The organism is Vibrio atlanticus (assembly GCF_024347315.1).
Classification (GTDB): Bacteria; Pseudomonadota; Gammaproteobacteria; order Enterobacterales; family Vibrionaceae; genus Vibrio; species Vibrio atlanticus.
Map to the genome: position 1 here is coordinate 1,118,001 of NZ_AP025460.1, position 24,219 is coordinate 1,142,219.

A 24,219-nucleotide genomic window follows, 5' to 3' on the forward strand; every position below is an offset into this window, starting at 1 on the left:
CTGCTCCTTAGTGACCGTATGTACGAGGTTTGGTGTAGTAGTCAATCAGTGGAACACACATGTTGGCTAACAATACAGCAAACGCCACGCCATCAGGGAAACCACCCCAACTGCGGATAATAAACACCAACCCGCCAATCAGAGCACCAAATACTAAGCGACCCTTTACTGTCGTCGAAGCTGAAACCGGATCGGTTGCAATGAAGAACGCACCAAGCATGGTTGCGCCAGACAGTAGATGAATGGTCGGTGATGCGGTTTCACCGGGAGTGAACATCAAGAATACTAGGCTAAATAGGGTCAAGCTTCCCAGAAACGCTACTGGGATATGCCATTGAATCACGCGTTGCTTGATAAGCACTAAGCCACCAATAAGGTAAGCAAGGTTTACCCATTCCCAGCCTACACCAGCTAACCAGCTAAATTGAGGTTGAGACAGAGCTTCAGAAGCCGTGTTGCCTGCCGTTAGTGCGGTTTTGAAGGCATCGAGTGGCGTCGCCATAGTGGTGCCATCAATACCAAGGCGTGCTTGTTGTAAAGACAAGCCTTCATTATTGAAACCAGTAAAGATCATCAAGAAGGAGTCAACAAAGCTCGTAGCTTCAGCAGTTAAACTGGTCGGCGCATTCCAGCTGGTCATTTGAACTGGGAATGAGATCAGCAAAACAACGTAAGCCACCATCGCTGGGTTAAATGGGTTTTGTCCAAGGCCGCCATATAGGTGTTTCGCAATAATAATAGCGAAGAACATACCTATGACTAGAATCCACCACGGGGAGTGTGGGGGAATCGCGACACTTAACAGCCAAGCGGTCACAACCGCACTGTAATCACGCAATGCCATCACTGGTGGGCGTTTTCTTAGCAGCATTACGGCTGCTTCAAAGGTAACAGCAAGTGCGATAGCAAATACTAACTGGATGAGCGTACCCCACCCAAAGAAGTAGGTTTGAGCTAGTAGACCTGGCAATGCACAAATAGTCACCCATTTCATCAGATCTGGGGTGCTTCTACGATTGTGCGCGTGCGGTGAGCTGGCGATAAAGAAGGCCACTACTCTTTCTCCTCATTATTCTTTTTGTCTTGCTCTTGCTGCGCCTTTCTTGCTTTAGCACGAGCAATCGCTGCAGCAACCGCTGCTTTTTTAGGGTCGACTGGTTCTTGTTGAGTCTCAGTCTTTAATTCAACTATAGGTTCAACCACAGATTCAGGTGTTTCTGCTGACTCTTCCTGTTTCGCTTGTTGTGCCTTTCTTGCTTTAGCGCGAGCTATTGCAGCGGCAACGGCCGCTTTTTTAGGATCGACGGGCTCTGATTGAATTTCAGCTTCAACTTCAATCACTGGCTCAGGAGTTTCTGCTGTTTGGTCTTGCTTAGCTTGCTGTGCTTTCTTCGCTTTGGCGCGAGCAATAGCGGCAGCGACTGCATCTTTTTTGGCATCACCAGAGCTTTCAGCTGAAGCTTCGCTTTCTGTTTGAGTAGAAGATTCAGCTTGTTGTGCTTTCTTGGCTTTAGCGCGAGCAATGGCCGCAGCGACAGCATCTTTCTTAGCATCGCCAGAACTTTTAACCGGAGCTTCGCTTGCTGTTGGAGTAGAAGATTCCGCTTGTTGAGCCTTCTTGGCTTTAGCGCGAGCAATAGCCGCAGCGACAGCATCTTTCTTGGCATCGCCAGTACTTTCAGCCGGAGCGTCAGAAGCCGATTCCGCTTGTTGAGCTTTCTTCGCTTTAGCACGAGCGATAGCGGCAGCGACAGCGTCTTTCTTGGAATCGCCAGTACTTTCAGCCGGAGCGTCAGAAGCCGATTCTGCTTGTTGAGCTTTCTTGGCTTTAGCGCGAGCAATGGCCGCAGCAACAGCATCTTTCTTGGCATCACCAGTACTTTCAGTTGGTGCATCAGAAGCTGACTCTGCTTGCTGTGCTTTTTTCGCTTTAGCACGGGCAATGGCTGCAGCGACAGCGTCTTTCTTAGCGTCGCTTGCTTTTTCAATCGGAGCTTCAGAATCCGATTCCACTTGCTGTGCTTTCTTGGCTTTAGCGCGAGCTATAGCTGCAGCGACAGCATCTTTCTTGGCATCGCCAGTATTTTCAGCCGGAGCGTCAGAAGCCGATTCCGCTTGTTGAGCTTTCTTGGCTTTAGCACGAGCGGTAGCTGCAGCAACAGCGTCTTTCTTGGCATCGCCAGTATTTTCAGCCGGAGCGTCAGAAGCCGATTCCGCTTGTTGAGCTTTCTTGGCTTTAGCACGAGCGGTAGCTGCAGCAACAGCGTCTTTTTTGCCATCACCAGAGCTTTCTGCAGGAGCATCAGTTGCTGCTTGTTGTGCCTTGCGCTCTCGAGCTTGTCGTTTACGTTCTTCACGCAGTTTCGACATTTCAGAATTGTCTGGTTCAGCGCTATCCGCTTTCTGAGCCGCAGCTTGTTTTGCTTTTGCCTTGGCAATCGCAGCAGCAACCGCAGGTTTCACCGCTGGTTCCGCATTAGGAGCTTGGTCTGCCGCGGATTTTTGCGCTTTAACGCGAGCAATCGCAGCTGCAATCGCATCATCACCATCCGCAGATTTCATATCTTTACGACGGTTGTCAGCTGCTTTCTTAAAGCGGTTTTCACGTTCTGCTTTGTCACGCTCCATACGAGCGTTTTTCTCTTCGAAACGAATCTTGGCGCGCTCTGCTGCAGCGGCTTCATCTTTTCGAGTTTTGATCTCAGCTTTTGCTTGGCGGTAGTACTGAACAAGAGGAATTTCACTTGGGCAGACAAATGCACAAGCACCGCATTCAATACAGTCTTTAATATTCAGTTCTTCACACTTATCCAACTCGTTGGCTTTCGCATGCCATTGCAGTTGTTGAGGAAGAAGTGATGCGGGGCAAGCCTCGGCACACGCGCTACAACGAATACATTCCATCTCGTAAGTGCTTGGAGAGATCTCACGACGCGTTGGCGCTAAAATACAGTTCGACGTTTTAGTGATTGGCACATTGGCATGCGGCAAGGTAAAGCCCATCATCGGGCCGCCCAAAATTAAACGCGGCAGTTTTTTATCGGCTTTGTAGCCAAACTCTTCAAGTAACTCGTGTACTGGTGTACCTAATAGTGCCCACACGTTACGAGGTTGCTTAAAGGTTTTACCGGTTAAAGTCACCACGCGGTTAACTACTGGTTCACCGTCGATTACCGCTCTCTTAATTGAATAAAGCGAGCCGACGTTTTGAACCAAAACACCTATGTCTGCAGGAATGCCGCCAGCTGGAACCTCTTTATTGGTGAGGATCTTTATCAGCTGTTTCTCACCACCAGAAGGGTATTTGGTTGGGATAACGCGAATGACGATGTCTTTGTTTTTTGCTGCAATCTCAAGTGCTTTTATCGCGTCTGGTTTGTTGTCTTCAATGCCGATAACCGTCAGCTTTGGTTGAAGAATGTGTTCAACCACTTCGATGCCTTTTAATACTTCGTCGGCATGTTCTTGAAGTAACTTGTCATCTGAGGTGATGTAAGGTTCACACTCAGCAGCGTTGACTATTAAAATGTCGGTGCGACCTAGACCTGATTGAAGCTTCTTAGCCGTAGGGAAGCCTGCGCCACCCATGCCTGAAATACCAGCTTGGCGAATCACATCAAGCAGTTCGTCAGAAGTCTTTGTCGAGAAATCTTCAACTGGATTTTTTTCAATCCAAGCGTCTAAGCCATCAGATTTAATAACCACGCACACGTCGCTCAAGCCTGAAGGGTGAGCGGTGGTTCGTGGTTCGATAGCGGTAATCACACCCGATGTTGGTGCATGTACTGGCAAAGTAAAACCAGTCTCTAAGGCCGTCAGTTGTTGACCTTTGAGTACGGCATCACCGACAGCAACCAATAAGTTACCAGGCTTACCGATGTGCTGTTTCACTGGAAGAACGATTTCTTCTGGGAGCCTTGCATGCACGATATCAGTAGTATTCGACTGTTTCTTGTTTTCAGCAGGGTGCACACCGCCCGGGAAGTTCCAAATAGAGCCCGTGCGAATTTGTTCAATTAAAGAGATCATACTAACCCTATGCCTTAGGCTCTGACGCGGTCACATCAGTTGCTTGGTTAGTGATATCCGTAACAGGAATGATGTTCATCTGCCATTTCCAATTTTCAGTCGTTGTTGCCACTGGAATCATTTCGATACAGTCAGTAGGGCACGGTGCGACACATAGATCACAACCTGTACATTCATCTTTGATTACTGTGTGGAGTGCCTTGGTGCCACCAACAATAGCGTCGACAGGGCAGGCTTGAATGCATTTGGTGCAGCCAATACACATATCTTCATGAATGAAGGCAACGGTTTTTACTTTGTTATCTAAGTCATGAGCGGAGTCTTCAACTTCTACGCCCATTAAATCTGCTAGCTTTTCAATGGTTGCTTGGCCGCCAGGAGGGCATTTGTTGATCTTGTCTCCGTTAGCGATCGCCTCTGCGTATGGGCGACAACCAGGGTAACCACACTGGCCACATTGGGTTTGCGGTAAAATGGTGTCGATTTGATCAACGATCGGATCGGCTTCTACTTTAAAGCGGATAGAAGCAAAGCCTAAGATAGCGCCAAAAACAGCGGCTAAAACGGCGAGTGCAAAGATTGCAATTAAGATGGTACTCATTCTTACTTCACCAACCCAGTAAAGCCCATAAATGCCAGAGACATTAGGCCTGCTGTGATCATCGCAATCGAGGCGCCTTTGAATGGCATAGGAACATCAGCAACCGCAATACGCTCACGCATCGCAGCAAATAGGATCAGAACAAGAGAGAAACCAACAGCCGCGCCGAAACCATAGATGATCGACTGAATGAAGTTGTGGTTTTCATTGATGTTCAAAAGTGCCACACCTAACACCGCGCAGTTGGTGGTGATAAGAGGCAAGAAGATACCCAACAGGCGATATAGAGTCGGGCTGGTTTTGTGAACGACCATTTCCGTAAATTGAACAACCACCGCAATAACCAAGATGAAACTCATGGTACGCAGGTATTCAATACCCAGAGGGGTAAGGATGTAGGTTTCTACTAGGTATGCAGATACCGACGCTAACGTTAGAACGAAAGTCGTCGCGAGGCCCATGCCAATAGCAGTCTCCAACTTCTTGGAGACGCCCATAAATGGACATAGCCCTAAAAACTTCACTAGCACAAAGTTATTGACCAGCACTGTGCCAACCAACAACAAAAGGTATTCGGTCATAATGGATTAATTCTTGAGATTCCGATCCCGATATTATCCTGTTTTGCTCACCTAATAACAACCAAGGATCACTAGGGATTTAGACACTTGGTGAAAAAAACATCAGGTAATCGATTGATTACCAAAGCTGCAGTAAGTATAGACATAGATTTTGATGGTGTGAGCGTGCAGCGGTATATCACAATGATCTTTGTCTGATCATTTGAGTACTCAGTGATTTCACTTTTGTCTTCGGCCAAAAGGTCGAAATTGGTTGAAGTAAATAGCGAACTTTTGAGTCAATTGATTGTTGCTAACTCAAGGCTGTTGCTCGGTTGCTTAGAGGGCTTTTAGGAAAGTGAGTACGTTAAAACGCAAAAAGCCGCATCGAGTGATGCGGCTTCTTTAAATTTGGCCCCCTTGTCGAGACTTGAACGCGGGCGGCTAGGTTTGTGACATTAACTTGGAACAAGTTAGTCGCAGTTATATACGAAAAAAGCCCAATCTTTCGATTGAGCTTTTTTCTGAATTTGGCTCCCCTTGCAAGACTTGAACTTGCGACATACGGATTAACAGTCCGCCGTTCTACCAACTGAACTAAAGGGGAATTGCTTGTTAGCGACGCGAATTCTAATAAGACTCCTATTTTCTGTCAATAAAAAATAGCAGAAAAAAATAAGATAAAAAACTTTACTTTCTTGAACGCCTTATCAGATTTAGCTTTGCTTTAGTTATCCACCAAAATTGTGGATAAGTATGTGCGTGAAACTTTAACAACAATAATTGGGATAAATCTGAAAATGTTAAAATCTGCGGTAACGTGATGTATTTAAAAGTTTTATATCGAAACATTACGATTGTATAACTTTTTAAGATTATAAAATAAACAGTAAAACAAGTGCTATTTTTAGATTTTTTGGGGAAAAGTAGTGGATTAAAAATCGAGTAATTTAGCTGAAGAGATCTTGCAGGGGCACGGATAATACCAAGTTCCAAAAATAAAAGCTATAACTGATATCTAATCTTAAGATGCATTTCTCTAGATAATAGTTGCAACGACACTCCTCCTAGAGTGACAATGACCTGATTAAATAAACAGTATGGAAATGGCGACCTATGAGTAAACTCTTTGACTTGGTATCGGACTACAGTCCGTCCGGTGACCAGCCGACGGCAATTACCAAATTATTAGATGGACTAGATTCTGGTTTAGCACATCAAACTCTATTAGGGGTAACGGGCTCAGGTAAAACCTTTACGCTTGCCAATGTCATTTCCCAATCACAAAGACCTGCCATTCTGTTAGCACCGAATAAGACGTTGGCTGCTCAACTTTATGGTGAGATGAAATCCTTCTTTCCAAATAATGCCGTTGAGTACTTCGTATCTTACTACGATTACTACCAGCCTGAAGCGTATGTACCAACCACGGATACGTTCATTGAGAAAGATGCGTCGGTGAATGCTCATATCGAGCAGATGAGACTTTCGGCGACCAAGGCCTTATTAGAGCGAAAAGACGCCATCATTGTGGCTTCTGTATCGGCTATCTATGGTCTTGGTGATCCTAAATCGTATTTGAAAATGATGCTTCACTTGAGTCGTGGTGAGGTCATGGATCAGCGTGATATTTTGCGCCGTTTGGCGGAGCTACAATATTCAAGAAACGACGTCGCATTTGAACGAGGTCAATTCCGCGTGCGTGGTGAAGTGATTGATATCTTCCCGGCTGAATCTGACCAAGATGCCGTGCGAATTGAAATGTTCGATGATGAAGTGGATTGCATCAGTATCTTTGACCCACTAACTGGTGCGGTTAAGCAAAGAGACCTGCCTCGCTTTACGGTTTATCCAAAAACGCACTATGTCACTCCACGAGAGAAAATCCTTGAAGCGATTGAGAAGATTAAGGATGAGTTGCGTGATAGAGCTCAATATTTAAAAGACAATAATAAGCTTCTAGAAGAACAGCGTATCTCTCAAAGAACTCAGTTTGATATCGAGATGATGACCGAGCTTGGCTTCTGTTCTGGTATCGAAAACTATTCACGATACTTGAGTGGCCGTGCTGAAGGGGAAGCGCCTCCGACGTTATTTGATTACTTGCCTGATGATGGTCTGTTGATTATCGATGAGTCACACGTGACCGTGCCGCAAATTGGCGCCATGTATAAAGGTGACCGTTCGCGTAAGGAAACTCTAGTTGAGTTTGGTTTCCGTCTGCCTTCGGCATTGGATAACCGTCCAATGAAGTTTGAAGAATTTGAGTCTATAGCCCCGCAAACGATTTTTGTGTCGGCCACGCCAGGCAATTACGAAATCGAGAAATCAGATGGTGAGATTGCTGATCAAGTGGTGCGTCCTACTGGTTTGTTAGACCCAATTATCGAAGTAAGGCCTGTCGCGACTCAGGTTGATGACCTATTGTCTGAAATCAGAATACGTTCAGTGAAAGAAGAGCGTGTACTTGTCACGACGCTAACTAAGCGAATGGCAGAGGACTTAACTGAATACCTGAGTGAGCATGGCGTTAAAGTTCGTTACTTGCACTCTGATATCGATACCGTTGAACGCGTAGAAATTATCAGAGACCTACGTTTGGGCGAGTTTGACGTGTTAGTGGGCATTAACTTACTTCGAGAAGGTTTGGATATGCCGGAAGTATCGCTGGTGGCGATTCTTGATGCTGATAAAGAGGGCTTCTTACGTTCTGAGCGTTCTTTGATACAGACCATTGGCCGTGCAGCTCGTAATTTGGAAGGTCGAGCAATTCTATATGGTGACTCGATTACTAAGTCAATGAGAAAGGCGATTGATGAAACCGATCGTCGTCGTGAGAAACAGCAGGCCTATAACGAAGAGCAAGGTATTACGCCGCAAGCGCTTAAACGTAATATCAAAGACATTATGGAGTTGGGTGATCTAACCAAGTCGAAGCAGCAGCGCCAATCGAAGCAAGTTCCTCTATCTAAGGTGGCAGAGCCTTCTGAAAGTTATGCCGTACTGACTCCACAACAGCTTGAGAAAGAGATCAGCAAGCTAGAAGCTGCGATGTATCAGCATGCTCAGAATCTAGAATTTGAATTGGCCGCTCAAAAGCGTGATGAAATTGAGCAGCTAAGAAAGCAGTTTATTACCAACAGCTAATCTCACTTTCCATTCGAAGAATTGTTCCCCTCAATACAAGAATTGAGAGTGTTTCAGGCAAAAAACAGCCAGTAGTAAATGTTCTACTGGCTTACGTTTGTGAACACTCTGTCCACTAACAACGTCAGTTGGCTAGGTGACCCGAAGGTCAGTTAGATAACTGCATCGTTCGTGCCATATAGATAACACATTGATTGTTTGAAGCAAGCAAACGAACACAGTATAAATAGTGCGGTTAATTTGCATAATGCAAAGCGGAATGCGATTATAATAAGAAATGCAAATTATAAATGGCTAGGATATGCAATCAAAAACGTTAGATAACAAATCGAAGTATTTGTTAATGGTAGAAGATACCGCGTCGGTAGCAGCGTTATATCGATCGTATCTTACACCGCTCGAAATTGATATTAACATTGTTGGTACTGGCCGCGATGCAATCGAGAGTTTGAACCATCGAATCCCAGACCTCATTTTATTAGATCTACGCCTGCCCGATATGACGGGTATGGATGTACTGTTTGCTGTAAAACAAAAATATCCGGAAGTTCCCGTTATTTTCATGACTGCTCACGGCTCTATTGATACCGCAGTAGAAGCCATGCGACATGGCTCCCAAGATTTCCTTATCAAGCCGTGTGAAGCCGACCGACTTCGTATTACGGTGAACAACGCGATCCGCAAAGCCACTAAACTTAAAAATAGCTCGGAACATCCAGGAAATCAGAACTATCAAGGCTTTATTGGCAGTAGTCAAACCATGCAGCAGGTTTACCGAACGATCGATTCTGCCGCATCGAGCAAAGCCAGTATTTTCATCACAGGTGAAAGTGGTACCGGTAAAGAGGTATGTGCTGAAGCCATTCACGCTGCGAGTAAGCGTGGCGATAAGCCATTTATCGCAATTAACTGTGCAGCGATTCCTAAAGATTTGATTGAGAGTGAATTGTTTGGTCACGTTAAAGGGGCCTTTACTGGAGCGGCAACGGATCGACAAGGCGCAGCTGAACTTGCAGATGGTGGAACCCTGTTCCTCGATGAATTGTGCGAAATGGACTTAGAGCTGCAAACTAAGCTACTCCGCTTCATTCAAACTGGTACCTTTCAAAAAGTCGGCTCTTCGAAGATGAAGAGTGTGGATGTTCGTTTCGTATGTGCAACGAACCGCGACCCTTGGAAGGAAGTTCAAGAAGGTCGCTTTAGAGAAGATTTATACTACCGTTTATATGTGATTCCACTGCATTTGCCGCCATTGCGTGAGCGTGGTGAAGATGTCATCGAAATTGCATATTCATTGCTGGGTTATATGTCTGTCGAAGAAGGCAAGGCGTTCGTACGTTTTGCTGAAGAAGTACTCGATCGCTTTAATCAATATGAGTGGCCGGGGAACGTTCGTCAGTTACAAAATGTGTTGCGAAATGTAGTGGTACTGAATAATGGTAAAGAGATTACTCTCAATATGCTTCCACCGCCATTGAACCAACCAATTGAAAACAGTCTCCGTTTAAAAGAGAAGCAGAACGAAGACATCACGGTAAAAGATATTTTCCCATTGTGGATCACTGAGAAAACGGCTATCGAACAGGCCATCAAAGCGTGTGACGGCAACATTCCCCGTGCGGCAGGTTTCTTGGATGTCAGTCCATCGACGATATACCGAAAATTGCAAACATGGAATGCGAAGCAGTAATCACCAAATAATAAGAAAAGAGCAATGATGATAATATTAAATCAGCAAAAAGTTGATGAGCTTGCCGGTGAAATAGGGCAAGAGAATGTCCCAGTGTTACTGGAAATATTTTTAGGTGAACTGAAGGGATACTACGAACATTTAGAGCTAAATAAAGAGTCAGACACATCTAAGTATTTAGCGGATATTAGCCATGCACTTAAGAGTAGTGCTGCGAGCTTTGGTGCGGACTCTTTGTGTAGTTTCGCGATTAGCCTAGATGCAAAAGTGAAACAAGCGCTGCCAATGACAGAGGTCGACTTTCAAGGTATGCAGGATGTTTTATTATCCACCTACCAAGAGTACCAGCAGTTAATGACAGAGCTTTAACGCGGTCAATTATCACTTAAGTGGTAAGTCATCAATGAACTTAAAAAGGAGCATCGTGCTCCTTTTTGTTTGGTAAATAGATTCAGAAAACCGAGTTAAATCAACTGATCCCTAATTGCTTGTTGGAGTTTTACGCGGTCGTGTCTCCAATCTCTATTTGGAGAGGCAAGGTCAGTCGTCACGCAATTCCATAGCCCTTCAAGTTCCGGATGGGGCGCGTTACCCAATACAATGTCGATCTTTCTTGTCTTGCAGGTACGTTCACACCACTCCAATTGCTCTTGTAGCGTCATTTTCCCTGCAGGTCCATGCTCTGGCGACAGGTTTTCAACGAAGATAACCTTGGCTTTAGTATTATCTGCGATCGCTTTACCAATCTCTGGTAGTAGAAGGGGGGGCATAACACTGGTTAGAAAACTTCCCGGACCAAGCACGATACAGTCTGCTTGTTCGACAGCTGCAACGGCTTCTCTGGTCGCAGGCACTTCTGGAGACAAGTCCATCATGCGCAGTTTTTCTGTCATGTCGTCAACGTTGGTTTCGCCCGTAACCCAACGGCCGTCCATTGACAAAGCAGTGAGATCGGAAGGATGTTCCGTCATTGGTACAATATTCACATCGACCTTTAACATGTTTCTGATCAGGTTGATGGCTTCCAATGGGCGAACAGAAAGGTTGTCTAGTGCAGTCAGCATTAGGTTACCGAGGTTGTGACCATCGAGTTCACCTTGACCGCGAAAGCGGTATTCGAACATCATCGAACTGATCGAAGGCTCGGTGATTAGTTGGTTGATACAGTTACGAGTATCTCCCCAAGCGATGCCACCTTGGCAATCTCGAATACGCCCGGTTGATCCACCGTTATCTGTGGTTGCAACAATGCCTGTCGCGTTGCTACCAAAGTCTTTTAATGCTGCAAGCATACGGCCTAAGCCGTGACCACCACCAATTGCGACCACTTTCTTTGAAGAGTAAATATTCATTTTTTGTTCTTGTTAGATTATTACCAACTATAATTTAGGTTAAATGCTTCTCGTCAGATACTCAACAAGAGTTATTTTGAGGGTTTGATACGTTTTTTTTGCCGATGTGACTCGTTTTTTGTCATCAAAGCTAGATTCACGTACAAATATTAAGTATTTTATTACTCAGCTACTGCGCGTGTGAATATAAAGCGCAGTTGCCATAACTCCGAGCTCTCGCATGCTAAGTCGCACAGTGGTATTTGCTGTACCGATACGCATCAAGAGCCAGTGACATGTTGTCACAAGGGCTTAATTGGAAATGATTATGCCTCCCGTGTTTGGAAAGGTGTTCCGTGGCGCAACAATTCGAAGATAGATTCCATCGCAAGTTTTATTACTTGCGCTTGTCGGTTACAGACGTCTGTAACTTTAAATGTACTTACTGCTTGCCAGATGGTTATAAACCGTCAGGGCAAAAAAACTCGTCTTTTTTAAGTGTTCCTGAGATCAAACGCGTTGTTAAAGCGTTTGCTGATTGTGGTACCTCAAAGATCCGCATTACTGGCGGAGAGCCGAGTCTGCGTAAAGACTTTCCTGAAATCATACATACCGTTGCTTCTACTCCAGGCATCGAAAAAGTAGCCACCACAACGAATGGCTACCGCATGGAGAAACAAGTAGGGCAATGGCGTGATGCTGGTTTAACCCATATAAACGTGAGCGTGGATAGCTTAGATTCGCGCATGTTCCATCAGATCACTGGTGAGAATAAGTTTACTGAGGTTATGCGAGGTATTGATAAAGCGTTTGAGGTTGGCTTTGAACAAGTCAAAGTCAACGTTGTATTAATGAAAGACCTCAACAGTCAGGAATTACCAGCCTTCCTTAATTGGATCAAAGACAAACCTATTCAATTACGTTTTATCGAGCTGATGAAAACCGGCGAGATGGACGAGTTGTTCGATAAACACCATGTGTCCGGCGTTGCGATTCGCAACCAGCTTATTGCTAATGGTTGGCTGTTAAAAGTCAAAGCCGTTAATGATGGCCCTGCGCAAGTGTTTGTCCACCCAGACTACCAGGGTGAAATCGGTTTGATCATGCCTTACGAGAAAGACTTTTGTGAGAGTTGTAACCGACTGCGTGTTTCTGCGACCGGTAAACTTCACTTATGTCTGTTTGGCGACCATGGTGTTGAACTGAGAGATCTGATTCAAGAAGATCAACAAGAGCAAGAGCTCATTGATCGAATTCAGGCTCAGCTTCAAACCAAGTCCGTTAGTCACTTCTTACATGATGGCAACAGCGGCATGACTCCAAATTTGGCGTCAATCGGCGGTTAACCCGCTATATACTCTAAAGCATTTTATCGCTCAACTTCTTTAAGCTGGGCGAATAAGTCTAATAATTGAAAAATTTATATAGGTGAACAAATGGGTCACGCAGAAAGCAAATTCCAAGCAGCAAACATCGCAGTACTAACGGTTTCAGATACTCGTACAGAAGAAAACGATACGTCAGGCGGCTACCTAGCAGAGCATGCTAAAGAAGCGGGTCACAACGTGGTTGATAAGCAAATCGTTATTGACGACATGTACAAGATCCGTGCGATCGTATCTCAGTGGATTGCTGATGACAGCGTCCAAGCGATCATGATCACTGGTGGTACGGGTTTCACTTCTCGTGACAGCACCCCAGAAGCACTTAAGCCATTGTTCGACAAAGAAGTAGAAGGCTTTGGTGAGCTATTCCGCCAAGTGTCTTACGAAGAGATCGGTACGTCGACGATTCAATCGCGTGCAATCGCGGGTTTTGCTAACCACACGGTTATCTTTGCGATGCCAGGTTCTACAGGTGCGTGCCGTACAGGTTGGACTAAGATCATCAAACAACAGATGGATGCTAGCCACCGTCCTTGTAACTTCATGCCACATCTTTCTGTATAAGGTGGTTTGAGCATGAGCCAATTTACCCACATTAACGCGTCTGGTGAAGCGAACATGGTCGATGTGTCGGCTAAAGCGGAAACTGTACGCGAAGCGAGAGCGGAAGCTTTCGTTCAAATGTCAGCAGAAACGCTAGAACTGATTGTTTCTGGTAGCCACCATAAGGGTGATGTTTTTGCGACGGCACGTATTGCTGGCATCCAAGCGGCTAAGAAAACGTGGGACTTGATTCCACTGTGTCACCCTCTACTACTAACTAAAGTCGAAGTGCAGCTAGAAGCTATCGAGTCTGAAAACAAGGTTCGCATTGAATCTGTTTGTAAACTTGCGGGTAAGACGGGCGTTGAGATGGAAGCGCTTACGGCTGCTTCCGTTGCTGCGCTAACGATTTACGATATGTGTAAAGCTGTTCAAAAAGACATTGTTATCGAAAATGTACGCCTGTTAGAGAAGACGGGTGGTAAATCTGGTCACTTCAAGGTGGAATCATGATTACTGTACTGTTCTTTGCTCAAACTCGTGAACTTGTCGGTGTCGATAGCCTAGAAGTCGATGTACAATTCAATACTATTGAAGCGATTCGCAGCCACCTTGTAACACAAGAAGGCAAATGGGATATCGCATTGGAAGAGGGCAAACTTCTGGCTGCACTTAACCAATCAATCGTACCTTTGACAACTGAAGTGAAAGACGGCGATGAAGTGGCTTTCTTCCCACCGGTTACTGGAGGTTAGCCATGAACGACTCTCGAGTTATTGATCCAAGAGTACTAGTTACTGCAGAAGATTTTTCTGTGGGTGACGAATACGATTATCTAGCTCAAGGCACAGCTGCAGGAGCGGTAGTGACGTTTGTTGGTAAAGTTCGCGACATGAACCTTGGCGACAACGTGATTGGTTTGTCTCTAGAGCACTATCCGGGTATGACAGAGAAGTCGCTGAGCGAGATCTGTGATCAAGCTGAAGCGCGCTGGCCTATTCAGAAGATGCGAGTGATTCACCGCGTTGGTGACCTAGATATCGGTGACCAGATTGTTTACGTTGGTGTATCCAGTGCACATCGTGGCGCTGCCTTCGAAGCGTGTGAGTTTGTTATGGATTTTCTGAAAACCAAAGCGCCGTTTTGGAAAAAAGAACGTACTACTGAGGCGACTCGTTGGGTTGACTCTCGAGACTCTGATACCAAAGCAGCGGAGCGTTGGGAGAAATAATCCACTCCCTAGCGTGTTTCGCTCTTAACGTGAAAGTGTATTTCAGGTTGGGACGTAGATAGTAAGAAAGCCGACGTTTGACGTCGGTTTTTTTGTGCGTGCTACAAAGTGATTTATAAATAAAAGGTTCTTTAATAAATGGTTAAGCAGTCAAGTTGCATATGAATTCAACGCGTGATTTAGTCTGTCTTGGTGCATTTCCAAATCTGTTTTGGTGCAGTGCTTTATGCTGTTTTGTATAAAGTGATAATCCTCACAAATAGTGGAGTCTATTTAGGGGATATGTGATGTGCAATTAGATTTCATGTGGCATTAATGTTAATTTGCCGACAGTGTTCTAGCATAAGATGCTAAATAAAAGTATCAATTCAGATACATCAACACTAAAGGCTGTTTTTTAATTAATTCCTATGTGTAATTAACTATTCATTAGGTTTTTATTAGAGATTTACACTGTGACCTTGAGTAATTCGGAGAATTATCCGATTTTTTGCGACTTGTTTATGGCAAATTAGTTCAATGGTTGATAGTGTGTGCCTCAATCTTTGTAAGGTTTTAGATTTTTATGCTTAAATTTTGAGCTAAATAAATCTAAATCACTGCCGTTCAGTGAACTTAGCAAAGAAGTCATGGATGCAATACGTAAAACTTGGAGTTTATTAAATGTACAAGAATAAAATCACTCAGGCCCTTCTTCTAGGTGCTGGTTTGGCAGTGGCTGCCACTTCTACTCTTTCTATCGCTGCTGAAGTTCCAGCAGGCACAGAACTAGCAAAAGTTCAGGAACTTGTTCGCGGTAACGGTACTGAAGTTGCGACTATCGACCCACACAAATCTCAAGGTGTACCAGAATCTCACGTAATTCGTGATCTTCTAGAAGGTCTAGTGAACCAAGATGGCGAAGGTAATACAATCCCAGGTGTAGCCGAAAGCTGGGAAACGACGGACAACAAAACATTCACTTTCCACCTACGTAAAGATGCAAAATGGTCTAACGGCGATCCTGTAACAGCTGAAGATTTCGTTTACAGCTGGCAACGTGCAGTCGATCCTGCCACTGCTTCTCCATATGCTTGGTACATGGAATATACCAAGATGGTGAACGCGAAAGACATCGTAGCGGGTAAGAAAGACAAGAGTGAACTCGGCGTTAAAGCTGTAGATGAATACACGCTTGTTGTTGAATTAGAAACAGCGGTACCATACTTCGTAATGATGATGGGCCATACAACAGTGAAGCCAGTACACAAAGCAACTGTTGAAAAATTCGGTGACCAATGGACCAAGCCGGGTAACTTCGTAGGTAACGGCGCATTCTCTGTTGATAAGTGGGTTGTTAACGAACGTCTAGTTCTAAAGCGTAACGACCAATACTGGAACAACGACAAAACTGTTCTAAACAAAGTAACCTTCCTACCAATCGAAAACCAAGTTGCGGAAATGAACCGTTTCCTATCTGGTGAAATCGACTTCACAAATGAACTTCCAACTGAGCACTTCAAGCGTCTGAAGAAAGAGCACGCAGAAGACGTATCTGTAGCAGGTAACTTGTGTACTTACTACTACATCTTCAACACGAAGAAAGCTCCATTTGATGATGTTCGCGTACGTAAGGCTATCTCTTACGCAATTGACCGTGACATCGTGACTGGCGCTATCTTAGCGCAAGGTCAAAAACCAGCATATTTCCTGACGCCTGAAATCACAGCGGGCTTCGATCCTGAGCTTCCTCAGTACGGTACAATGTCTCAAAAAGAACGTAACGTAGAAGCGGCACGTCTTCTTGAAGAAGCGGGTTACGGTAAAGACAATCCACTAAACTTCAACCTACTTTACAACACTTCTGAAAACCACAAGAAGATTGCTGTAGCACTAGGTTCTATGTGGAAGAAAACACTGGGTCTTAAAGTTACACTTGAAAACCAAGAGTGGAAAACTTACCTATCTTCTAAAGATTCTGGTGACTTCGAAGTAGCTCGTGCTGCTTGGTGTGGTGACTACAATGAAGCATCGTCATTCCTAACGCTAATGAAGAGTAACAACACTACCGGTGGTGTTCACTACGACAGCGCGGCTTACGATCAAATCATTGATAAAGCACTGAACTCGACTTCAGAAGAAGAGCGTAAAGCACTTTATCTTGAAGCTGAGGCGCTAATGGCTAACGATATGCCTATCGCACCTATCTATCAATACGTGAAATCACGTCTACTAAATCCGCACGTTGGTGGCTTCCCTACGAACAACGCGGAAGATAAGATCTTCTCGAAAGACTTATACATCAAGGCTCAATAAGCTTCGATTCTAAAAAGTTAATATAACTATAACGATACAGACACTACATGCGTAACACGCGCATGTAGCGTCTTTCTAATTTTAATTGTCACAGACTGAAAGAGTGAGTTTATGCTTAAATTCATTATGAAAAGGATATTTGAAGCGATTCCAACGATGTTGGTGTTGATCACTATATCTTTCTTTCTCATGCGTTTCGCACCGGGTAACCCGTTTTCAAGCGAGCGTCCATTACCGCCAGAAGTTATGGCTAACATCGAAGCTAAATACGGCTTAGATAAACCAGTATTTGAACAGTACACCACGTACTTAACCAACATCCTTCAGGGTGATTTTGGTCCATCTTTCAAATATCAAGATTACACAGTAAATGAGCTGATTGCTGTAGCACTTCCAGTATCTGCGAAGGTAGGCTTCGTTGCCTTTATCTTTACGCTAATTATGGGGGTCACCGTCGGTACTATAGCCGCATTGAAGCACAATACCTGGGTCGACTACACCATAATGTCGACTGCCATGCTCGGGGTGGTGATGCCATCCTTCGTGTTGGCACCAGCGCTTATTTACCTTTTCTCCCTGCACTGGAATATATTCCCAGCAGGTGGTTGGCATGGCGGCACCTTCGTGTACATCGTGCTACCTGTTATTGCGATGTCTCTTCTATATGTAGCGACCTTTGCTCGTATCACTCGCGGTAGCATGATTGAAACTCTAAACAGTAACTTTATCCGTACTGCTCGTGCTAAAGGCCTAAGTTACCGTTATATCGTTCTTAAACATGCGCTTAAGCCAGCAATGCTACCTGTTGTTTCATATATGGGGCCTGCTTTCGTAGGTATCATCACAGGTTCAGTTGTTGTTGAAACCATCTTCGGCCTACCGGGTATCGGTAAGCTGTTTGTTAACGCCGCGTTTAACCGTGACTACTCGTTAGTAATGGGTGTAACCATTTTGATTGGTTTCCTATTCATCTTGTTCAACGCTATCGTTGATATTTTACTAGCGCTTATTGACCCGAAAATTCGCTACTAACAGGGACGCATGGTTATGTTGAAGAAAAAAGAAAACTTAGAAGCGATCGAAAAATTCTCTGAGAATTTGGAAATTGAAGGTCGTAGTTTGTGGCAGGATGCGCGTATTCGTTTTATGCGAAATAAAGCTGCAATGATCAGTCTGTTCATTCTAACGATTATGGTGTTATCGGTAATCTTTTTACCGATGCTGGCACAGCATGCTTACGATGACACTGATTGGTACGCAATGCACGTAGGTCCAAATGCTGATCACTGGTTTGGTACCGACAGCTTAGGTCGTGACCTATACGTTCGTACGATGATTGGTGGCCGTATCTCTCTTATGGTGGGTGTGATGGGTGCATTCGTAGCGGTACTGATTGGTACGCTTTACGGTGCTGCTTCAGGCTTCATTGGTGGTCGTACTGACCGAGTGATGATGCGTATCCTAGAGATCTTATACGCGGTGCCATTCATGTTCCTTGTGATCGTACTGGTAACATTCTTTGGTCGTAATATTGTACTTATCTTTGTTGCTATCGGTGCTATTGCTTGGCTCGATATGGCACGAATCGTACGTGGTCAAACGTTGAGTCTACGTAGCAAAGAATTCATCGAGGCTGCTCACGTATGTGGTGTAAGTAAATGGAAGATCATTACACGTCATATCGTACCGAACGTATTGGGTATTGTTGCGGTTTACTCGACGCTACTTATTCCGAGCATGATCCTTACTGAATCATTCTTATCTTTCCTTGGTCTTGGTGTTCAAGAGCCTATGACAAGTTGGGGCGCGCTATTACAAGAAGGCTCGCAAACAATGGAAGTTGCTATTTGGCAACTGGCATTCCCAGCGGCATTCATGGTAGTTACGCTGTTCTGCTTTAACTACGTAGGTGATGGTCTGCGCGACGCGCTTGATCCAAAAGACAGATAAAGAAATAGCAAATAAAAATACAAAAGCTATAAAAGATTGAAGGAAGCAATGATGAGCTTATTAGATGTCAAAGATCTGCGCGTCGAATTTACCACGCAAGATGGTATCGTAACCGCAGTAAACGACTTGAACTTCTCACTTAACCAAGGCGAAACGCTGGGTATTGTTGGTGAGTCGGGTTCAGGTAAATCACAAACGGTATTTGCACTGATGGGGCTGCTGGCTAAGAACGGCATCATCTCAGGTAGCGCAAAGTTTGAAGGCAATGAAATTCTTAACCTGCCAGAAAAAGAGCTGAACAAAGTTCGCGCTGAACAGATCGCGATGATCTTCCAAGATCCAATGACCTCACTGAACCCTTACATGAAAGTAAGTGATCAGTTGATGGAAGTACTTATGCTGCATAAAGGCATGGGTAAAGCAGACGCATTTGAAGAATCAGTACGTATGCTGGAAGCGGTGAAAATCCCTGAAGCACGCAAGCGTATCACTATGTACCCACACGAGTTTTCGGGCGGTATGCGTCAGCGTGTGATGATCGCAATGGCACTGCTGTGTCGTCCTAAATTGCTTATCGCTGATGAACCAACAACGGCACTGGATGTAACCATTCAAGCGCAAATCATGGAATTGCTGAACGAACTTAAAGATGAGTTCAATACGGCAATCATCATGATCACCCATGATTTGGGTGTTGTTGCTGGCTCATGTGACAAAGTACTGGTGATGTACGCAGGTCGTACAATGGAATATGGCACGGTCGATGAAATCTTCTACGAGCCAAGCCACCCTTATGCGGAAGGCCTGCTTAAAGCAATTCCTCGTTTGGATACCGAAGGTGAAATTCTACCGACGATTCCAGGTAACCCACCTAACTTACTTCGCCTACCAACAGGTTGTCCTTACCAAGACCGTTGTCACCGTGTAATGGACCGTTGTAAGCAAGAAGCACCGATTCTACAGCCGTTTGCTAAAGACCGTCAGCGTGCTTGTTTTTCAGACTGGGAGACTTGGACAAAATGAGTAAAGAATTACTATTAGATATTAAAGACCTAAAAGTTCATTTTAGCATTGCGGCTAAGTCTGCTTGGCCTTGGGCGAAACCATCAAACCTTAAAGCAGTTGATGGTGTTGATGTTCATCTTTACGAAGGCGAAACGCTAGGTGTGGTAGGTGAGTCTGGTTGTGGTAAGTCGACTTTTGCTCGCGCAATTATCGGTTTGGTTGAAGCGACTGAAGGTCAAGTGATGTGGCTAGGTCAGGACCTGACCAAGATGCAAGAAGTGAAACGTCGTGAGACTCGTAAAGAGATTCAGATGATCTTCCAAGACCCATTAGCATCGCTTAACCCGCGTATGTCAGTAGGCGACATCATTGCTGAGCCTCTAGAGACTTTTTATCCTGAGCTTTCTAAACAGGAAGTGAAAGATCGAGTTAAAGAGATGATGGCAAAAGTTGGTCTACTTCCAAACGTAATCAACCGTTACCCACATGAATTCTCTGGTGGTCAGTGTCAACGTATCGGTATCGCACGTGCACTTATCTTGAAGCCTAAGATGATCATCTGTGATGAACCTGTTTCTGCTCTGGATGTATCTATCCAAGCTCAAGTAGTAAACCTTCTTATGGAACTACAGAAAGAGTTAGGTTTGTCTTTGGTATTCATCGCGCACGATTTGTCGGTTGTTAAACACATTTCTGACCGTGTATTGGTGATGTACTTAGGCAATGCTGTTGAACTAGGTGAATCAGATGCCTTGTTCTCAGATCCTAAACACCCATATACCAAAGCATTGATGTCTGCAGTTCCGATTCCAGACCCTCGTTTAGAGCGCAGCAAAACGATTCAGATGCTGGAAGGTGATTTACCATCGCCAATTAATCCACCATCGGGTTGTGTGTTCCGTACTCGTTGCCCTGAAGCAACTGAGGCCTGTGCGAAAACCAAGCCAACCATTCAAGGCGATGACGTACACGCAGTATCTTGCTTGCACGTACAAGTCTAGAGCCTATTTAAAACGGTTCAGCCTGTGACAGGCTTAAGCGCGACTAGTTATTAGAGTCGCGCTTTTTTTGTGTCTAAAGTTCCATATTAAATAAGCTTCATCAAATAATTTGAACAACTAAGCCAACTTCTTCTAGTTTAGAAAAAGTTGGCTTTTTTTATACTAGAGAAAAGTATGGATGACAGAGGTTTGGATATGGGCAAGTTAGTTGAAGGTGTTTGGCATGATGTTTGGTACGACACCAAAGAAAGCGGTGGCAAGTTTGTTCGTGAAGATGCAGGCTTTCGTCACTGGGTAGAGAATAAAGCGTCCGCGCAGTTTCAGCCTGAAAGCGGCCGTTATCACTTGTACGTATCATTGGCTTGCCCTTGGGCGCACCGCACCCTTATCTTCCGAGAGCTTAAAGACCTAACCGATCACATTGACGTGACGGTGGTTTGCCCAGACATGATGAGTGATGGTTGGCAAATGGGGTTACCTGAACCTCTGTTCGGCCATACGCGCATGCATCAAATCTACACTCAAGCCAAACCTGACTACTCGGGTAGAGTGACGGTGCCTGTGTTGTGGGATAAAAAGACTAACACCATTGTGAGTAACGAGTCGTCTGAGATTATCCGTATGTTTAACTCAGAGTTTAATGAACTGACAGGCAACACCGATGATTACTATCCGTGGGAACTGGCAAAGAAGATTGATGAGTGGAATGACTATATCTACCCAAACATTAACAACGGTGTGTACCGAACGGGCTTTGCAACGACACAAGAAGCCTACGAAGAAGCGTATGATGCGTTATTTGAAGCCTTAGACAAAGTAGACGCTCACCTTAGCGAACATCGCTATTTAGCGGGTAACGAGATTACAGAAGCGGATTGGCGCTTGTTTACCACTCTGGTTCGATTTGATGCCGTTTATGTTGGGCACTTTAAGTGTAATAAGCAGCGAATTTCAGACTACGTCCATATTCAAGGTTACTTAAAAGAGCTCTACCAGATCGAAGGCATCAAAGAGACGACCGACTTTTATCACATCAAGCGTCACTACTATTACAGCCATACAGGTATAAACCCAACCCAAGTTGTGCCGAAAGGACCTGCGCTAGACTTAGAATCAGTCCATGGGCGAGGTTAGATTAATCTTAAGAGCATCAAGTAACCTTAAGCGTTAGATATAAAAAAACCCTAGATAAGAATCTAGGGTTTTTTGCTTTCTACAAAAGAAAAATTAGTTAATTACTTTTTCTTCAGCTTGAGCTGCTTGGTCTGCTTGGATAGCCGTTAGAGCTACTGTGTAAACGATGTCGTCTACTAGAGCGCCACGAGACAAGTCATTTACTGGCTTGCGCATACCTTGAAGCATTGGACCGATAGATACTAGATCTGCTGAACGCTGTACAGCTTTGTAAGTCGTGTTACCCGTGTTTAGGTCTGGGAATACGAATACTGTCGCTTTACCTGCAACTGGAGAGTTAGGAGCTTTAGAAGCGGCTACGTTTTCCATGATTGCTGCGTCGTACTGAAGAGGACCGTCGATCACTAGATCAGGACGTTTCGCTTGAGCAAGTTTGGTTGCTTCACGCACTTTATCTACGTCTGCACCTTTACCAGATTCACCAGTAGAGTAAGAGATCATAGCAACGCGTGGGTCGATACCGAATGCCGCAGCAGAATCTGCAGATTGGATAGCGATTTCAGCAAGCTGTTCAGCTGTTGGATCTGGGTTGATCGCACAGTCACCGTATACAAGCACTTGATCAGGCAGAAGCATGAAGAAGATTGAAGATACGATAGAAGCATCAGGAGCAGTCTTGATGATCTGGAACGGAGGAACGATAGTGTTCGCCGTTGTGTGAACAGCACCAGAAACTAGGCCGTCAACTTCACCAGCTTCAAGCATCATAGTACCTAGGAATACTGAGTCTTCTAGCTTCTCACGAGCAACAACTTCAGTCATACCTTTAGCGCCACGAAGTTCTACTAGACGAGCTACGTAGTTTTCGCGAACTGATGCAGAGTCGATGATCTCAACGCCAGCGCCAAGCTCCACACCTTGCTGTGCAGCAACACGACGGATTTCTTCAGGGTTACCTAGAAGTACACACGTTGCGATACCGCGCTCAGCACAGATAGCCGCAGCTTTAACTGTACGTGGCTCGTCACCTTCAGGAAGAACGATGCGCTTAGCCGCTTTACGAGCAAATTCAGTTAGCTGGTAACGGAATGCTGGTGGGCTTAGACGACGGATGCCTTGAGTACCTTCAGATAGAGAATCAATCCAAGGGCCATCAATGTGGCTTGCAACGTGATCGTTAACGAACTCGATACGCTCTTTATCGTCTGCAGGAACTTCTAGGTTGAAGCTCTGTAGGTTTAGAGACGTCTGCCAAGTGTTACCTTGAGCTTTGAAGATCGGTAGACCTGAAGCGAATGCTGGTGCGCAAAGGTTAGCAATGCTTTCTGGAATGTCGTAACCGCCAGTAAGCAGGATTGCGCCAATCTCAACACCGTTTTTCGCAGCAAGAGCCGCAGCAACGATAACGTCAGGGCGGTCTGCGGAAGTTACTAGCAGTGAACCTGGCTTGAAGTGCTCAATCATGTGCGGTAGAGAACGTGCACAGAAAGTGATGCTCTTAATACGACGAGTTGAGATTTCACCTTCGTTAACGATTTCAGCGTTAAGGTGCTTAGCCATATCAACCGCACGAGTTGCGATTAGGTCGATGCTCCACGGCACACAGCCAAGAACACGGATAGGGCTAGAGTTGAAGATTTGCATTACTTCAAGGTTCGCTTGCTGAGCGCTGTCTGCATCATCAAAGATTTCAGATAGGTCAGGGCGAGTACGACCAGCTTCATCAACAGGAGCGTTAAGCTTGTTAATGATTACGCCTTTGATATTCTTGTTCTTAGTTCCGCCGAAGTTAGAACATGCTACTTCGATACGCTCTTTAAGTTGCGTAGGGTTGTCAGTACCAGGAGTCGCAACGAATACGATCTCTGCGCCAAGCGTTTTCGCGATTTCTGCGTTCACTTGGTTTGCAAACGGGTGCTTACGAGTAGGGACTAGGCCTTCGATTAGCGTTACTTCAGCGTCTTTGTTGATTTTGTTGTATTGCTCAACAACAGATTCAAGAAGCTCATCCGTTTTCTCGCTACCGATCAAAGCTTCAGCTTTTGTCATTGCGATTGGCTCACCAATCTTAATGTCGCTGTTCGCGCTGATGATAGTAGAGGTTAAATCTGGCTGGTTACCACCGCTACGAGGTTGAGCGATTGGCTTGTAGAAAGAAACACTTACGCCCTTACGCTCCATAGCGCGAAGAACACCCATGCTAACACTAGTAAGACCAACACCAGCGCTTGTAGGGATAAGCATAATAGTACGTGACATTGACGAACACCTTTGACTATTGGAAATAAAAAAGCTCAACCGCTATTCCCACCGATAA

Annotated in this window: 20 protein-coding genes, 1 tRNA gene and 1 riboswitch; of the genes, 14 read left to right on the forward strand and 7 right to left on the reverse strand. The window is 44.9% G+C overall.

Annotated elements, in window-relative coordinates; all coding sequences use genetic code 11:
* Positions 1-7 precede the first annotated feature (7 nt).
* The 5 genes from rsxD to OCV30_RS05205 all read right to left on the reverse strand — a co-directional run bounded on the left by rsxD (position 8) and on the right by OCV30_RS05205 (position 5,797).
* A complete protein-coding gene (gene rsxD, locus OCV30_RS05185; protein ID WP_065677935.1) occupies positions 8-1,054 on the reverse strand; it encodes an electron transport complex subunit RsxD in 1,047 nt (348 codons plus the stop codon).
* A complete protein-coding gene (rsxC, locus tag OCV30_RS05190; RefSeq protein ID WP_065677936.1) occupies positions 1,054-4,029 on the reverse strand; it encodes an electron transport complex subunit RsxC in 2,976 nt (991 codons plus the stop codon). Before rsxC ends, rsxD begins: the two co-directional genes overlap by 1 nt.
* A 7-nt stretch (positions 4,030-4,036) precedes the next feature.
* On the reverse strand, positions 4,037-4,630 hold the full coding sequence (rsxB, locus tag OCV30_RS05195; protein WP_065677937.1) for an electron transport complex subunit RsxB: 594 nt from the start codon (positions 4,628-4,630) through the stop codon (positions 4,037-4,039).
* 2 nt (positions 4,631-4,632) lie between these two features.
* Positions 4,633-5,211 (reverse strand): electron transport complex subunit RsxA, encoded by a 579-nt coding sequence (rsxA, locus tag OCV30_RS05200; RefSeq protein WP_004734039.1) that lies wholly within the window; start codon positions 5,209-5,211, stop codon positions 4,633-4,635.
* Between the two features lie 510 nt (positions 5,212-5,721).
* Positions 5,722-5,797, reverse strand: a tRNA-Asn gene (locus OCV30_RS05205).
* A gap of 509 nt (positions 5,798-6,306) precedes the next feature.
* Here OCV30_RS05205 and uvrB point away from each other — a divergent pair.
* From uvrB to luxU, 3 genes are all read left to right on the forward strand, one after another.
* On the forward strand, positions 6,307-8,337 hold the full coding sequence (uvrB, locus tag OCV30_RS05210) for an excinuclease ABC subunit UvrB (protein WP_065677938.1): 2,031 nt from the start codon (positions 6,307-6,309) through the stop codon (positions 8,335-8,337).
* Positions 8,338-8,638: 301 nt separating this feature from the next.
* Positions 8,639-10,027, forward strand: coding sequence for a quorum-sensing sigma-54 dependent transcriptional regulator LuxO (gene luxO / locus OCV30_RS05215; protein ID WP_065677939.1), 1,389 nt, complete (start codon positions 8,639-8,641; stop codon positions 10,025-10,027).
* 24 nt (positions 10,028-10,051) lie between these two features.
* On the forward strand, positions 10,052-10,396 hold the full coding sequence (gene luxU / locus OCV30_RS05220) for a quorum-sensing phosphorelay protein LuxU (RefSeq protein WP_065677940.1): 345 nt from the start codon (positions 10,052-10,054) through the stop codon (positions 10,394-10,396).
* 95 nt (positions 10,397-10,491) lie between these two features.
* On the opposite strand, the gene OCV30_RS05225 is transcribed toward luxU, so the two are convergent.
* A complete protein-coding gene (locus OCV30_RS05225; protein WP_065677941.1) occupies positions 10,492-11,379 on the reverse strand; it encodes a YvcK family protein in 888 nt (295 codons plus the stop codon).
* A gap of 194 nt (positions 11,380-11,573) precedes the next feature.
* Positions 11,574-11,726: riboswitch (molybdenum cofactor riboswitch) on the forward strand.
* Between OCV30_RS05225 and moaA the strand changes: the two genes are divergently transcribed.
* From moaA to OCV30_RS05280, 11 genes are all read left to right on the forward strand, one after another.
* Entirely contained in the window at positions 11,715-12,704 is a 990-nt protein-coding gene (gene moaA / locus OCV30_RS05230) for a GTP 3',8-cyclase MoaA (protein ID WP_029223023.1), read from the forward strand. Its footprint overlaps the riboswitch before it by 12 nt.
* Positions 12,705-12,794: 90 nt before the next feature.
* Positions 12,795-13,307: a molybdenum cofactor biosynthesis protein B gene (moaB, locus tag OCV30_RS05235; protein ID WP_010437177.1), complete on the forward strand. Its 513-nt coding sequence runs from the start codon at positions 12,795-12,797 to the stop codon at positions 13,305-13,307.
* Between the two features lie 12 nt (positions 13,308-13,319).
* A complete protein-coding gene (gene moaC, locus OCV30_RS05240; protein WP_004734026.1) occupies positions 13,320-13,799 on the forward strand; it encodes a cyclic pyranopterin monophosphate synthase MoaC in 480 nt (159 codons plus the stop codon).
* Positions 13,796-14,041 (forward strand): molybdopterin synthase sulfur carrier subunit, encoded by a 246-nt coding sequence (gene moaD / locus OCV30_RS05245; RefSeq protein WP_065677942.1) that lies wholly within the window; start codon positions 13,796-13,798, stop codon positions 14,039-14,041. Before moaC ends, moaD begins: the two co-directional genes overlap by 4 nt.
* A 2-nt stretch (positions 14,042-14,043) precedes the next feature.
* Positions 14,044-14,517 (forward strand): molybdopterin synthase catalytic subunit MoaE, encoded by a 474-nt coding sequence (gene moaE, locus OCV30_RS05250; RefSeq protein WP_065677943.1) that lies wholly within the window; start codon positions 14,044-14,046, stop codon positions 14,515-14,517.
* A 663-nt stretch (positions 14,518-15,180) separates the two neighbouring features.
* Positions 15,181-16,812 carry an ABC transporter substrate-binding protein gene (locus OCV30_RS05255; RefSeq protein ID WP_065677944.1) on the forward strand — a complete coding sequence of 544 codons (1,632 nt, stop codon included), beginning with the start codon at positions 15,181-15,183 and terminating at the stop codon, positions 16,810-16,812.
* A 111-nt stretch (positions 16,813-16,923) separates the two neighbouring features.
* Positions 16,924-17,844: an oligopeptide ABC transporter permease OppB gene (gene oppB / locus OCV30_RS05260; RefSeq protein WP_009848637.1), complete on the forward strand. Its 921-nt coding sequence runs from the start codon at positions 16,924-16,926 to the stop codon at positions 17,842-17,844.
* A 15-nt stretch (positions 17,845-17,859) separates the two neighbouring features.
* On the forward strand, positions 17,860-18,762 hold the full coding sequence (oppC, locus tag OCV30_RS05265; protein WP_065677945.1) for an oligopeptide ABC transporter permease OppC: 903 nt from the start codon (positions 17,860-17,862) through the stop codon (positions 18,760-18,762).
* Between the two features lie 51 nt (positions 18,763-18,813).
* Positions 18,814-19,785 carry an ABC transporter ATP-binding protein gene (gene oppD, locus OCV30_RS05270; protein WP_065677946.1) on the forward strand — a complete coding sequence of 324 codons (972 nt, stop codon included), beginning with the start codon at positions 18,814-18,816 and terminating at the stop codon, positions 19,783-19,785.
* The gene (gene oppF, locus OCV30_RS05275) at positions 19,782-20,768 is read left to right on the forward strand and encodes a murein tripeptide/oligopeptide ABC transporter ATP binding protein OppF (RefSeq protein ID WP_065677947.1); all 987 of its coding nucleotides are present in this window, start codon (positions 19,782-19,784) and stop codon (positions 20,766-20,768) included. The genes oppD and oppF overlap by 4 nt, the downstream gene beginning before the upstream one ends.
* Before the next feature lie 195 nt (positions 20,769-20,963).
* Positions 20,964-21,902 (forward strand): glutathione S-transferase family protein, encoded by a 939-nt coding sequence (locus tag OCV30_RS05280; RefSeq protein ID WP_065677974.1) that lies wholly within the window; start codon positions 20,964-20,966, stop codon positions 21,900-21,902.
* Positions 21,903-21,995: 93 nt separating this feature from the next.
* On the opposite strand, the gene pta is transcribed toward OCV30_RS05280, so the two are convergent.
* Positions 21,996-24,161 carry a phosphate acetyltransferase gene (gene pta / locus OCV30_RS05285; protein WP_009848632.1) on the reverse strand — a complete coding sequence of 722 codons (2,166 nt, stop codon included), beginning with the start codon at positions 24,159-24,161 and terminating at the stop codon, positions 21,996-21,998.
* Positions 24,162-24,219 lie beyond the last annotated feature (58 nt).

What these genes read in the sequence shown, in the direction of transcription:
- rsxC (WP_065677936.1), bottom strand. Translation starts at nt 4,029, where the DNA reads ATGATCTCTTTAATTGAACAAATTCGCACGGGCTCTATTTGGAACTTC.
- rsxB (WP_065677937.1), bottom strand. Translation starts at nt 4,630, where the DNA reads ATGAGTACCATCTTAATTGCAATCTTTGCACTCGCCGTTTTAGCCGCT.
- rsxA (WP_004734039.1), bottom strand. Translation starts at nt 5,211, where the DNA reads ATGACCGAATACCTTTTGTTGTTGGTTGGCACAGTGCTGGTCAATAAC.
- uvrB (WP_065677938.1), top strand. Translation starts at nt 6,307, where the DNA reads ATGAGTAAACTCTTTGACTTGGTATCGGACTACAGTCCGTCCGGTGAC.
- luxO (WP_065677939.1), top strand. Translation starts at nt 8,639, where the DNA reads ATGCAATCAAAAACGTTAGATAACAAATCGAAGTATTTGTTAATGGTA.
- luxU (WP_065677940.1), top strand. Translation starts at nt 10,052, where the DNA reads ATGATGATAATATTAAATCAGCAAAAAGTTGATGAGCTTGCCGGTGAA.
- OCV30_RS05225 (WP_065677941.1), bottom strand. Translation starts at nt 11,379, where the DNA reads ATGAATATTTACTCTTCAAAGAAAGTGGTCGCAATTGGTGGTGGTCAC.
- moaB (WP_010437177.1), top strand. Translation starts at nt 12,795, where the DNA reads ATGGGTCACGCAGAAAGCAAATTCCAAGCAGCAAACATCGCAGTACTA.
- moaC (WP_004734026.1), top strand. Translation starts at nt 13,320, where the DNA reads ATGAGCCAATTTACCCACATTAACGCGTCTGGTGAAGCGAACATGGTC.
- moaD (WP_065677942.1), top strand. Translation starts at nt 13,796, where the DNA reads ATGATTACTGTACTGTTCTTTGCTCAAACTCGTGAACTTGTCGGTGTC.
- moaE (WP_065677943.1), top strand. Translation starts at nt 14,044, where the DNA reads ATGAACGACTCTCGAGTTATTGATCCAAGAGTACTAGTTACTGCAGAA.
- OCV30_RS05255 (WP_065677944.1), top strand. Translation starts at nt 15,181, where the DNA reads ATGTACAAGAATAAAATCACTCAGGCCCTTCTTCTAGGTGCTGGTTTG.
- oppB (WP_009848637.1), top strand. Translation starts at nt 16,924, where the DNA reads ATGCTTAAATTCATTATGAAAAGGATATTTGAAGCGATTCCAACGATG.
- oppC (WP_065677945.1), top strand. Translation starts at nt 17,860, where the DNA reads ATGTTGAAGAAAAAAGAAAACTTAGAAGCGATCGAAAAATTCTCTGAG.
- oppD (WP_065677946.1), top strand. Translation starts at nt 18,814, where the DNA reads ATGAGCTTATTAGATGTCAAAGATCTGCGCGTCGAATTTACCACGCAA.
- oppF (WP_065677947.1), top strand. Translation starts at nt 19,782, where the DNA reads ATGAGTAAAGAATTACTATTAGATATTAAAGACCTAAAAGTTCATTTT.
- OCV30_RS05280 (WP_065677974.1), top strand. Translation starts at nt 20,964, where the DNA reads ATGGGCAAGTTAGTTGAAGGTGTTTGGCATGATGTTTGGTACGACACC.
- pta (WP_009848632.1), bottom strand. Translation starts at nt 24,161, where the DNA reads ATGTCACGTACTATTATGCTTATCCCTACAAGCGCTGGTGTTGGTCTT.